Raw genomic sequence first — 11512 nt, forward strand, 5'->3', positions numbered from 1 at the left:
GTTTCTGCTTTTTCTCTATCCCGTTCAGTGTGTTATTCTTTTGAATGAGGCCTGATTGAATCTATTTCGGAGGGCGCGGGGTCGCTCTCCGGTGCTGAAATCCGGGTCTTGCACGGAGGTGGTGCGGCTTCACGCAGGCGGTTTACCGCAAGATGGGCCTGCCTGACCGGTTCGGGAAGACGGTATCCCCGGCAGCAGTTCAGGACGATTTCAACAGCCCGCGGCAGACTGATCCGGTGCCCCTGGGACACGAATACGGGCCGGACCCTGTTCTTGGTTCTTACCACAGCGCCGATGACCGAACCCTTGTGGTACAGGTTTGTGTGGCAACCCCTCTCCTGATCTACCTCTTCAAAGGTTCCGACCAGTTTTGTCTTGGCGCAGCCGATCGTCGGAAGATTCAGGAAAAGGCCCAGATGGGATGCCAGACCGATGCCCCGGGGATGGGCGATTCCCTGGCCGTCAAAGATGATAATATCGGGCCGCTGCTTCAGTTTGTCAAAGGCCTTCAACAGAACAGGGCCTTCACGGAAACTGAGCAGTCCGGGAACATAGGGGAAAGGGACCTGAGCGACGGACGAGGCGATTTCGAGGATTTCCATCGCAGGCCAGGACAGAATCACCACGGCGCCGAAGAAACGGTCATCGCCCCGGGAATATGAGATGTCCGCCCCGGCAATCGAATGGATTTCAACCGGGGGGGACTCGTCACAGAGGATCAGCTTTTCTCTGAATATTTTCTGAATGGCCACGGCTTCCCGACAGGTCACATCCCAGGAATGCAGGGGTTTTGTCCTTGACATCTCTCGTTCTCCATAAAGAATCTCTTGTCCAAATTCCATATCCAAGGCCATTCCGCGCCGGATCGTGATCGGCTTTTCGACTGTCGTTCTGTGACTGTCTGCGCTGCCTCTGCATTGCCTCTCTAAGATCCTCTCTGATAAGGAACCGGGAAGTCAACTTTCTTCAGACTGAAGAATCCGACTGCGCCTTCTATACCACGATTTCTATCCGCTGTTCGTAAAATTACACAGGGAACACTGTTCAGAGAATCAGCTTCCGGAGCCTGGCTTGCCGCTTGAAGGCCTTCCTTGTCAGACAAACGCCTGCAATGACATTCTTCTGTGTCCGACAGGAAATAGAGGGGGGGGCTGATAGAAATGCCTTTCGACCCATGATAAGGTTTTTTCCAACGAAGGGTTCCGTTTACCGCTTTTTCAAAGTTTGGCAAATTTTTGTATCCTTCGTGAATCGATGGACTTCAAGGGGATCGGCAGGCGGGTTCCCATATCATTCAGGAAATGATGAAAGGATAGAAGGAGGATTGTAACATGAGTTCTCGGGCTGTTGGAGGAGAGCGAACTTCTGGTGTTGAAAGCATGGTGGACGAAAAGCCGAAAGTGACGGAGCAGGACTGCGGCAGGATGCCGGTGGCGGAATGCCGGGCCATTTTCGAACAGGCCATCCGGGAAAACCGCACGTACCTGATGGAACATGAATGCAAGGAAATTCTCGAAAATATGGGGATTGCCACGACGGGTTTTCTGGTTGCCGGTTCTGAAGATGAAGCGGTCGAAATGAGCAACAAGCTTGGATATCCCGTCGTGTTGAAAATTGTTTCTCCCGATGTTGTGCACAAAACCGATTCGGGCGGCGTTAAATTGAATCTTGCGGGTGAGGATGCAGTGCGCCAGGCCTATCGTGCTATGGTCGACACGTTCAAGTACCAGCATATCATTGGCATCGCCGTACAGAAGATGGCCGCACCGGGCGTCGAGGCGATTGTCGGTGTGACCCGCGACCCCAGCTTCGGGCCGGTTCTGATGTTCGGGCTCGGGGGGATCTTTGTGGAAGTCCTCAAGGATGTCACCTTCCGGGTGCTGCCCGTTACGGCTCAGGATATCGACGAAATGATCCGGGAAATCAAAGGATATCCCCTGTTGAAAGGCTATCGGGGGAAGGCTGTGGATATCGACGCCCTCAAGACTCTGCTGCTGAAGATTTCCGACTTCATCATGGCCTTTCCGGAAGTCCGGGAACTGGATCTCAATCCGGTCTTTCTCTATCCTTCGGGCAATGTAGCCGTCGACGCGCGGATGTTTGTCAGCACCGTACCGGAGAAGACCTCTGCGGCGAGGACGGGAAGTGCCATCGAAGAAATCCGGAAACTCTTCTATCCGGACAGCATCGCCGTCATCGGGGCGACAAGCGCCGAAGGGAAGCTCGGGTACAATGTGTTCCGCAATCTGCTGTTCCACAAATTTTCCGGGAAACTCTATCCCATCAACCCGAAAAGCGACGAGGTCCAGGGAGTCAAGGCCTATCGGAACATAACGGAAGTGCCCGGTCCCGTGGATCTGGCGATTGTCCTGGTTCCAGCCGCGGCAGCCATCGCGGCGATCGAGGACTGCTGCAGGAAGGGTGTGAAGATCATTGTTGTGGAAACGGCCGGATTTGCCGAAACAGGAGAGGACGGCAAGGCGGCGCAGGAGAGAATCCGGGAGATCATCAGGGCTCATGGCTGTCGTCTGCTGGGACCCAACTGTTCCGGCGTCATCAATACGCATGTTGGTAATGTCCAGTCCATCGGCCTTGTAGATGAACTAGGAAAGGGGAACATCGGGATGACTGCCCAGGCCGGCGTTTACGCGGCGGGAATTCTCACCGGACTGCGTCACGTCATGGATTTCGGCATTGTCGCCACCATTGGAAACAAAATGGACATCAGCGAGACGGACATTCTCGAGTATCTGGGCAGTGACGATCATATTGATGTCGTGGCCATGTACATGGAGGATGTGAAAAGCGGCAGACGGTTTATCGATGTAGCCAGCGAGGTTACGAAAAAGAAACCGGTCATCGCCTTGAAGGGTGGACGTACGGCGGCAGGGACGAAAGTCGTTTCCTCCCATACGGCCTCCCTGGCAGGCAACGATGAAATCAACAGCGCCGCCTTCCGGCAGAGCGGGATTATCCGGGCAAGGGACAATGAACACATGTTCGGTTTGCTCAAAGCCTTTGCCCGGCAGCCCCTCCCCCGAGGGGACGGCATCCTGGTGATCACTTACACCGGTTCGCTGGGGGTTGCCTCTACGGATACGCTCTACCTCAATGGAATGCGGCTGGCTGAACTGGAACCGGAGCTGAAAGAGCGTCTGCGGGAAATTATGCCGGATTATGTCACCTCCATGAACCCCGTTGATTATTCCTTCAGCATGGATCCGGAGCAATTGCGAAAAACGATTGAGCTCGGCATTGCCAGCGAGGATGTGGGTGGTCTGCTCGTAGTCCTGCAGGGTGAAATCCTGGGATCGTTTGTGGATACCTTGAAGCAGATTGATTATAAGGGCAAGCCCATTCTGAGCTGCGTGGCCTGCAAGGAATTCATGATGGAAGACGTCATTCGAATGGAAAAGGCGGGTTTTCCGATATATTCCACTGCGGAAATGGCGGCGGAGATCCTTGCGACCATGTATAAGTATGGTCAGAAAAAAGATCGACAAGCACAACCCTAGTCATGTTTGTGCTTCTCCCACCTTCCGCCGGTTTCTCCCAGACCGGCGGAAGGCCCTCCTTTGCTAAGAGGATGAATCCTGGGACGACGGATCGGAAGCCGAATTTTTTCCGGCAAAAAACGGCTCCAGCACGGTTCTGGCCTGGGCTACATCGCTCCTGATCTGATCCGCCAGGGATTCCGGATTGTCAAATCGGATTTCTTCCCGGATTCTGTCAATGAAAAAGAGTTCCAGCTTTTCTCCATAGATGTCGTCGGAAAAATCCAGGATGTGCAGCTCCACCGTGAGGTTTTCATTTCCGAAGGTCGGATTGCGGCCGATATTCAGGACGCCCTGATAGCGTTTTCCGTTCAGTTCGACAACAACGGCATAGACGCCCTCCCGGGGCAGAAGGAGCTTTTCCGGATCCAGATTGGCAGTTGGGAAACCGAGCTGTGTGCCCCGCTTGTAGCCGCCCGCTACGGAGCCTTTCAGGTTGTAAGGTCGGCCGAGCAGGGAGCCCGCCAGTCTGACATCGCCGTCACAGATCGCATTCCGGATCCGGGTGCTGCTGATGATGATATCTCCTACCTTGACGGCATTGGTGACATCAACCCGAAAACCGAGTTTTTTCCCGTATCGGGCCAGAAATTCTTCATTTCCTTCCTTTCCCCTGCCGAATGTGTAATCGTGGCCGATGAAGATTTTCTTGATCCGCAGTTGTTCCCACAGGATCCGGCAAACAAAATCTGTTGCCGTGGTTTTTGAAAATTCGAGGGAAAAGGGAATCAGCATAACGCCATCAATTTCCAGCGATTTAATCAGCTTCAATTTTTCATCCAGGGTGGTGAGCAGATAAAATGGACGTTTTTCCGGATGGAGGACGCTCTTGGGATGGGGGTCAAAAGTGATGACAACGGATTTGCTCTGGCACTGCCTTGCTTCCTGGACAATCTTCCTGAAAATCTGCTGATGTCCGAGATGGACCCCATCAAAATTTCCGATTGTCGCGACCGCGCCCTTGAACTCATCCGATACGCCTTTATAGCCGCGGAGAATTTTCATGATGGATTCTGTTCCTTTAATACTTCCTGTCAGTTTGCTATGAGTATAGAATGCTTAAATTGAACAAAACTACTTAGCACTATTGGCACAATTTTTAAACTCAATTTTGCTTGACAAGAAAGAAAGGATCAGTGTAAAGAACAGGCGTTTCAGGGATAACTCCCTTTTTTACCGATGCCGAAGTGGCGGAATTGGTAGACGCGCTAGGTTCAGGGTCTAGTGGGTGTAGGCCTGTCCGGGTTCAAATCCCGGCTTCGGCACCATTTTTATCGGAATATTTTCCTCATGCAATGGGGGCTTGGAGAGTAACTCCTCCCCATTCTTGTTGGCGACATCCTGCGCCTTTTAAATGTTCAGTCCCTTAAAATGTAAAGCCAATTTCCTGTAATGGATGGAAGAAATGCAGGCCAGGCCTTGCTTTCTTTTCTGCGCGGGCGCGGTTTTGGGAACCCCGGTTTCTAAAGACACCAGCTGTCACGATTTTTCTGGTGCTTGAGCCCCGTCTTCACAGGTAATCGTCCATCGAGGGTATAAATTCCTTATTTAATCACCGATGATTTGCACAAGGATTTCCCGATGCCTCCCGTGATTGTCAAAATCCAGAAATACAATCTGCTGCCATGTTCCCAGAGTTGGTTTCCCTTGAACTAGAGGAATCGTCAGGGAAGGTTTCATCAATGCTGCCCGGACATGAGAAAATCCGTTGCCGTCTCCCCAGCGTTGGTCATGTTCATAAAACAGGCTGGACGGAACAATTCTTTCGAGCGTCGCTCATCCCGTGAGATTTTTCTTATTATTTTTCGATCGGGCGAAAAAGTCCTTCCCCGGGAGATTCATTTGCATCTTTTGACTTGAGCTTTTCCTCTTCCTCAAGGGACCTGAGCACCCTGTTCAAAGATTTTTTCAAATCTTCAATGACATCCGTGATGACTTGAAACTGCCCGCACAGGCCTTCATAATCCGGGGGGTATTCTCCCTCAAGGGAATTGACCAGAGCGATGAATTTCCCTCTCATGTTTTTCAGCTCGTTAATGGTTTCATCAATCGGCATGATTATTTTTTCCCTTCTTTTCTGCTCTTCCTTTTCTCTCTGTTCCTGATTGATTTTCAACACATCAACTTTCATCCCTTTTCCTCCCGATTGCTCTCCAGCCATAGATCAATCCGGGATTCCATATAGTCACAAACCTTTTGTTTGACTCCTTCATCGCAGTTATCAGAAATAAAAACGGCCATCCTGATCATTCGTTTCTGCGGATCGGACTCCGCCTTTGCCTCTGCCAGTCTTTTCTTTTGAGCTTCTGTCATCACCATCCGAATTCCTCCATCTCTTCCGATCGGGCAATCATTTCACGCACGATATCCTTCGGATCGATGCCTTGCTTCCTGCAGTCCGCAAGGTTTTCCATCAGGCCGTTTTCTTCCAGCAATTTCAAAATGATCTCCAGTTCCTCTTCTTTCATTTTTATACCTCCTTCCGGGCACGTCTTATACTTGAATCAAAATATCGGATTGACTCTCTCTGTCAAGAGGTTAATTCGGGAAATAGAACTTTTCGTCTGTCCCTTTAAAAATGGGGTGCAGGATAATATTTATTATTTGAATTCTTCTGACAACCGAACAGATTATTGATAAAAACCGTTACAGCGCTTTCCGGGGAACGGTTCTCGATGAAATGTTAACGTCCTGCGGTTTTGAAGAGATTATCATCACGGGAGTCATGACGAACTGCTGCTGCGAGACGACTGCCCGGGATGTCTTCATGCGGGATTATCGGGTCTTTTTTGTTTCGGATGCAACGGCGACGGTAAACGAGGATCTGCATCTTTCGACGTTGAAGAATCTTGCCTTTGCCTTTGCTCATGTTCTGGATACGGAAAGCCTGTGCCGATGGGTGGATGAAAATTTTTAGGATGTTTATTTCCTGCGCGGCGGAAGTGATGGCTTCAAATGTGTATCGTTTTCAAGAACCATGTTCAGATGGTCCACAACCCGGCGTTCGCAACTCTCATTGAAACAAAATTCCTCCTTCAGATCTTTTGTCAGCGTTCTGTAATGGCATCCTCTGTCGGGACAATTCATGTTGCATCCTCCTTATCGTTATATAAAACCTGAGTTCCATGCCTTTGAGACATGTTGGAGCCCATCCTATTACTAATACGAGGAAAGTCCAGTGAAAAAGTCATCGGCGGTTTGTCTGGATGTCCTTCTCCGGCAAGGGAACGCCCCGGGATTTACGAAAGGGGAAATCGATGATCATCCTGCCATGATTTTTCCTGTCTATCCGTGCCTGTTCGGAATCCTCCCATTTCAACTCCAAGGGATTAAAAAATAAGACACTCCCGATTCGACAATATTGTCGAAGAAACGACAACCCAGCCGACTTCATATCATGTTGTTTATATTGACCATTTCAAAATTAATCTTTTTTGGGTATCGACATTTATTGCCTTTCATGAAAGGACTTTTCAAGGCCTTCTCTGACCTGTTTCCGTATAATGCTAATTAAATTAAATACTTAATGCATAATTAAGCTTTATGGCATAATCCATGCTTTATTTTAAATATAAAGACGACAAATCCGGTAAGTTCAAACGGGCAGAATGAGCCGGGTTGTATATCGAAAAGGAAATCCCAGATCATTTTTTCTCCTGATAAAGAAAGGGAAGCGAGAATCGCTTCCCTTTCTTTATTGATTTATTTTTTTCATCCCTTTCATTTTTCTATGGTGACCCTTACCAGATGCCATCTCTTTTTCTCCGGTTCATATCTCAGGACGCATTCATAATTTTTCTTCAACATTTCTCCTGCTCTGTTTTGAGCCTCAACATAGGAGTTTATCGTATATTGATTATCGGCCCCCCATGCTACTCTTGCCTGTGATGAGTGTGGAAATCTGGCCGTGGAACGCACAATCAGCTTTCTTGACACAAATTCCTGTGCAGCAGAAACGGCTTCCTGTGATATATCCTGCTGAGTTGCGGCTGGTTTGAGTTTTCCTCCATGTATGAAGGGATAAACAGAGAAAAACGCGACAATGCAGGCGAAAAAAATGAGAACTGCCTTCAGAACCTCATATTTTCCTCGAATTAAAGTTTTTCTGATGGACGCTCCGCACTGAGGGCATTTTTTTATCTCGCTTTCTGTCTGGAAGCCGCACCGGCTGCACTTAGAGGGCATGGTTTTCTCACTTTTTGCTGAGATTAATTCTGGTCAGAGGGGTTTTTATCTTTTTCCATACTATCCCTGGAACTGAATGGAGAACATTTTATCGGCATGGTAAAAAGAGCAAAATCGCGACAGGGGGTAAAGAACATGCCGACCCATGCCGGAAGTGTCACTTATCGTAAGGAACAGGACAAAATCCTCTATCTCATTATTTCTTCATCCGATGGTGTACATTGGGTGCTGCCGAAAGGCCATATAGAGCCCGATGAGTCACCTGAAGAGGCCGCTTTGAGAGAGTTGAGAGAGGAAGCAGGAATTGTGGGCGAAATTGTTAATAAACTCCCGCTTCAATCTTTTGACGTTGCCGGGAAACCGGTCACTGTACAATATTTTCTCATCAAGTCTTCAGGATATTGTCCGGCACATGAGCAAAGATTGATCCGATGGAAAGATCAAGCTTCCTCCCTTGAGCTGCTATCCTTTGCAAATACCCGAATGATTCTGCTTGAGGGATCTAAAAGACTCAAAAACCTGTAAACTCAGGCAGTCACGCAAAATCCACAGAAATGCCGAAGCACAGGCATTCAAACATAGCAGCGAAATAAATCACCATAAGACGAAAAATTCCAACCTTCTTGTCTTGCCTCCTGTCCCGACGGGGCAGAAGGAACAATGGCACAGACAATAAACTCAGGATGCCGAAATTCTTAACAGAAGTTCTTTTCCCAGGTCGGAACAGCGCTTCTTTGCCTCTTCACTGACTGGACCGACGCTCGATACCGTTTCTCCTATCCGCTGAAAGAAACGGTCAGCAAACCCCTCGAACGGTTGTTTTGCCCGTCCGCCGCCTCCATGAGTCATGAAAAGGACCGCAGGTTTTCCCTTGACGGGCTTCCCCGCTTTGTTCCAGAGATAAAGGTCGTCAAAGAACGTCTTGATCGTACCTGCCGGAAAGGAATAATAGTCCGGGGTGCCGATAGCCAAGGCATCGGAGGACAGAAATTCTTCCGGACTTACCCGCTGTTCGTTTGTGTTGATGATTTGAACTTCCCCGCCGGCATCCCGTATTGCCTCGGCTACGGCCAGAGCCAGAGTCCTGGTGTTGCCGTGCTCCTGACTGTGATAGATGACTAAAATTTTTTTCATCCTGAATACCCTTTCCTGAAATCAATAAGTATCTTGTATACCGGCGAAAAAACATTTGCAAATTTTAATTTGCCTTTAAATAACAGCTAATTAACACGGGAATGTCTCACGTTGGCAATTTCGTGGCACCCATGATGTTATATCTAGCATGAAAAAAAGCATTCCGGTGATAAAGATTTCTTGCATAATGAGCTGTGATGATGTAGTTATATTGAAACTAATAAATAATGCCCGTTATGGCATAAAGAGGTTTGTTACAGTGGGAAAGTATTTGCGCCTCAAAGTTGCCAGGTGCCGGGAAAGCGGTTGTTGCCATTGCTTACAGATTCTTGATCTGAGTTCTTCATGTCATGAAAGAAGGAGGTGAATCCGAAATTCCGGAGATCGTTGTTTGGTTCTCCGAAACAAAGCGCAGGAAATGGCTTACTAAGAAGGAAGAGGCCTGATTGATGGATTGCGGCCCGATGCATAGACAGAAGTAGAAGCAACATAAATAAATAACAGGGGCATAAGAAATAAATTTTCCTAAGTTGATCAGGAACAAAAGCCGGAAGCGCTTGAAAAGATATGACAGATCGGTCGGGAAAAGAAAAAAGGAGACTCCTTAAAGGCTGATCATCATTAGAAAATATATGCGGAAGAAGTAGAGAGATGTGAATTGATTTCACATTAACCATTACCAAAAGGAGGAGGAAACATGGCAAAGTTATACCCGGAGGAATTTTACAACTCAGCAGATTGGTTTGTAGACAGGCACGTCAGGGAGGGACGCGGCGACAATATTTGCGCTTATACGGACAAGGGCAATTACACCTATCGTGACATCCAGAAAATGGCCAACAAGATGGCTAACATGTTCAAGGATCTGGATATCCGGATGGGCGACCGAATCATCATGCTTGTTCTGGACACCCCTTGGTTTTATTCCACTTTCTGGGGTGCGGTAAAGATGGGGGCTGTCCCTGTCCCTTCCAGCACCATGCTTACGCCCGCCGACTATGAATATTACCTGAATGACAGCCAGGCGAGGACGCTTGTTGTTTCATCGAGACTTCTGCCGGTCGTCAATCAGATCGAAGAACTTCGTTTCCTTAAGAATATGATTGTTGTCGATGATGACGGTGTATTTTCCACGCCTTACCAGCAGATATATGCCTCAGCATCGGATGAATTTCAAACCGTGTTTACCTCGGCGGATGATGTTGCCTTCTGGCTTTATACATCCGGCACGACCGGCGGTCCGAAGGGGGCGGTTCATTCGCAGTCCGATATGCAGTACAGTGCTGAAGCTTATGGAAAGCATATCCTCGAGATTACGGAAAAGGACATCTGCTACTCGGCAGCTCGACTCTTTTTCACCTACGGCCTCGGCAATGCCATGTTCTTCCCCATGTCTGTCGGCGCCGCGGCTGTCCTGAACCCGGATCCCCCCGCTCCAGCCCATGTGTTCAGGTTGATCAAGACCTACAAGGCAACATTGTTCTTCGGCGTTCCAACGCTGTTCGGCCAGATGCTGATTACCCAGGATAAAATTGACGCGGAGAAGGGCGCTGGAGCTGACCCCAAGGATCATGATCTGGTGTCGCTCCGAGCCTGTCCGTCTGCCGGCGAGGCGCTTCCCCCCGATCTGTACCATAAGTTCAAGGCCCGCTACGGCGTGGAAATCCTTGACGGACCGGGTTCAACGGAAATGCTCCATATCTATCTGTCCAACAAGCTGGGCGACGTCAAACCAGGTTCCAGTGGAAAGCCTGTCCCCGGCTATGAAGAGAAGATCATGGATGAAGAAGGCAAAAATGAACTGCCTGACGGTGAAGTCGGAAACCTCTGGATCAAAGGGAGGAGTTCACTCCGTTATTACTGGAGAAAGAGAGACAAGACAGCCGCTACCGTCATCGGTGAGTGGGTCAATTCTGGTGACAAGTATTACAAGGATGCGGAAGGGTACTACTGGCCGTCAGGCCGGGCCGACGACATGCTGAAAGTCGGCGGCATCTGGGTGTCCCCGCTGGAAGTGGAAAACTGCCTGAGAGAGCATGCATCCGTCATGGAATGTGCCGTGGTAGGCGCCATGGACGAAGAGAATCTGGTGAAACCGAAGGCCTTCGTCGTCCTCAATCAGGGGTTTGCACAGTCTCCGGAACTCGAAAAGGAATTGAAACAGTGGGTTCTCGACCGGCTGGCCAAATTCAAGTATCCGCGATGGATCGTGTTCATTGATTCACTCCCCAAAACTGCGACCGGGAAGATCCAGCGTTTCAAACTTCGTTAAAACAGAATGGGATGACCCTTTGTCGGGGGACATCCAAAGAGTTGTGAACAGGAGCATCCCTCACAACAATTGACAATGTTTCAAAAAAGGGCCGCCTTCCAGGCGGCCCTTTTCAGTTCCAGCTTGTTCCAGTTTTTCCCTGCCTTTTCCTCTATGGAGCTTATTTCTGAGTCATTCATACTTCCAACAGCCTGCAGATGACCGAGCGGACAAGCGGGCGGGGAAAAAACTGACAATACCGAAGGAGGTCAAGGACCGTTTTGCGGAATTCAGGATGACACATGATGTCAGTAGTGGAGAGGAATTTATCAGGTGCGGAGCAGCAACCCTTGAGATGAGCGTGTTCTTCTGAAGAAAGATATTTTGG

At 49.1% G+C, this 11512-nt stretch carries 11 protein-coding genes and 1 tRNA gene; 5 read left to right on the forward strand and 7 right to left on the reverse strand.

What is annotated here, in order from left to right; translation table 11 throughout:
- Positions 1–32: 32 nt before the first annotated feature.
- Positions 33–803: a deoxyribonuclease V gene (gene nfi, locus SYN_RS03755; RefSeq protein ID WP_148202475.1), complete on the reverse strand. Its 771-nt coding sequence runs from the start codon at positions 801–803 to the stop codon at positions 33–35.
- 528 nt (positions 804–1331) lie between these two features.
- On the opposite strand from nfi, the gene SYN_RS03765 reads away from it, so the two are divergent.
- On the forward strand, positions 1332–3515 hold the full coding sequence (locus tag SYN_RS03765; protein ID WP_011416704.1) for an acetate--CoA ligase family protein: 2184 nt from the start codon (positions 1332–1334) through the stop codon (positions 3513–3515).
- A 63-nt stretch (positions 3516–3578) separates the two neighbouring features.
- On the opposite strand, the gene SYN_RS03770 is transcribed toward SYN_RS03765, so the two are convergent.
- Positions 3579–4559 carry a bifunctional riboflavin kinase/FAD synthetase gene (locus SYN_RS03770; protein ID WP_011416705.1) on the reverse strand — a complete coding sequence of 327 codons (981 nt, stop codon included), beginning with the start codon at positions 4557–4559 and terminating at the stop codon, positions 3579–3581.
- A gap of 176 nt (positions 4560–4735) precedes the next feature.
- On the opposite strand from SYN_RS03770, the gene SYN_RS03775 reads away from it, so the two are divergent.
- A tRNA-Leu gene (locus SYN_RS03775) sits at positions 4736–4822 on the forward strand.
- Positions 4823–5102: 280 nt separating this feature from the next.
- Here the strand turns inward: SYN_RS03775 and SYN_RS16980 are convergent.
- Genes SYN_RS16980 through SYN_RS16200 form a run of 4 tightly spaced genes read right to left on the reverse strand, consistent with a single transcriptional unit; the run spans position 5103 to position 6022 of the window.
- Entirely contained in the window at positions 5103–5315 is a 213-nt protein-coding gene (locus SYN_RS16980) for a YjbQ family protein (protein WP_083756433.1), read from the reverse strand.
- A 37-nt stretch (positions 5316–5352) separates the two neighbouring features.
- Positions 5353–5685: a hypothetical protein gene (locus SYN_RS03785; RefSeq protein ID WP_041584688.1), complete on the reverse strand. Its 333-nt coding sequence runs from the start codon at positions 5683–5685 to the stop codon at positions 5353–5355.
- Positions 5682–5873, reverse strand: coding sequence for a hypothetical protein (locus SYN_RS03790; protein ID WP_011416708.1), 192 nt, complete (start codon positions 5871–5873; stop codon positions 5682–5684). The genes SYN_RS03785 and SYN_RS03790 overlap by 4 nt, the downstream gene beginning before the upstream one ends.
- Positions 5867–6022, reverse strand: coding sequence for a hypothetical protein (locus tag SYN_RS16200; protein ID WP_158302911.1), 156 nt, complete (start codon positions 6020–6022; stop codon positions 5867–5869). The genes SYN_RS03790 and SYN_RS16200 overlap by 7 nt, the downstream gene beginning before the upstream one ends.
- 164 nt (positions 6023–6186) lie before the next feature.
- Here SYN_RS16200 and SYN_RS03795 point away from each other — a divergent pair, with 164 nt between their 5' ends.
- On the forward strand, positions 6187–6471 hold the full coding sequence (locus SYN_RS03795) for an isochorismatase family protein (RefSeq protein WP_258165170.1): 285 nt from the start codon (positions 6187–6189) through the stop codon (positions 6469–6471).
- Positions 6472–7835: 1364 nt separating this feature from the next.
- Entirely contained in the window at positions 7836–8264 is a 429-nt protein-coding gene (locus tag SYN_RS15070) for an NUDIX domain-containing protein (protein WP_011416714.1), read from the forward strand.
- Positions 8265–8417: 153 nt separating this feature from the next.
- Here SYN_RS15070 and SYN_RS03810 read toward each other — a convergent pair whose 3' ends face one another.
- On the reverse strand, positions 8418–8873 hold the full coding sequence (locus tag SYN_RS03810; protein WP_011416715.1) for a flavodoxin family protein: 456 nt from the start codon (positions 8871–8873) through the stop codon (positions 8418–8420).
- Between the two features lie 697 nt (positions 8874–9570).
- On the opposite strand from SYN_RS03810, the gene SYN_RS03815 reads away from it, so the two are divergent.
- Complete coding sequence (locus tag SYN_RS03815) at positions 9571–11145, forward strand: benzoate-CoA ligase family protein (RefSeq protein ID WP_011416716.1); 1575 nt, start codon at positions 9571–9573, stop codon at positions 11143–11145.
- Positions 11146–11512 lie beyond the last annotated feature (367 nt).

It is taken from the genome of Syntrophus aciditrophicus SB (assembly GCF_000013405.1).
Lineage (GTDB): Bacteria > Desulfobacterota > Syntrophia > Syntrophales > Syntrophaceae > Syntrophus > Syntrophus aciditrophicus.

Excerpts from the sequence above, each read along its gene's own strand:
- SYN_RS16200 (WP_158302911.1), bottom strand. The coding sequence starts at position 6,022 with ATGAAAGAAGAGGAACTGGAGATCATTTTGAAATTGCTGGAAGAAAAC.
- SYN_RS03790 (WP_011416708.1), bottom strand. The coding sequence starts at position 5,873 with ATGGTGATGACAGAAGCTCAAAAGAAAAGACTGGCAGAGGCAAAGGCG.
- SYN_RS03815 (WP_011416716.1), top strand. The coding sequence starts at position 9,571 with ATGGCAAAGTTATACCCGGAGGAATTTTACAACTCAGCAGATTGGTTT.
- SYN_RS03810 (WP_011416715.1), bottom strand. The coding sequence starts at position 8,873 with ATGAAAAAAATTTTAGTCATCTATCACAGTCAGGAGCACGGCAACACC.
- nfi (WP_148202475.1), bottom strand. The coding sequence starts at position 803 with ATGTCAAGGACAAAACCCCTGCATTCCTGGGATGTGACCTGTCGGGAA.
- SYN_RS03765 (WP_011416704.1), top strand. The coding sequence starts at position 1,332 with ATGAGTTCTCGGGCTGTTGGAGGAGAGCGAACTTCTGGTGTTGAAAGC.
- SYN_RS03785 (WP_041584688.1), bottom strand. The coding sequence starts at position 5,685 with ATGAAAGTTGATGTGTTGAAAATCAATCAGGAACAGAGAGAAAAGGAA.
- SYN_RS15070 (WP_011416714.1), top strand. The coding sequence starts at position 7,836 with ATGGTAAAAAGAGCAAAATCGCGACAGGGGGTAAAGAACATGCCGACC.
- SYN_RS03770 (WP_011416705.1), bottom strand. The coding sequence starts at position 4,559 with ATGAAAATTCTCCGCGGCTATAAAGGCGTATCGGATGAGTTCAAGGGC.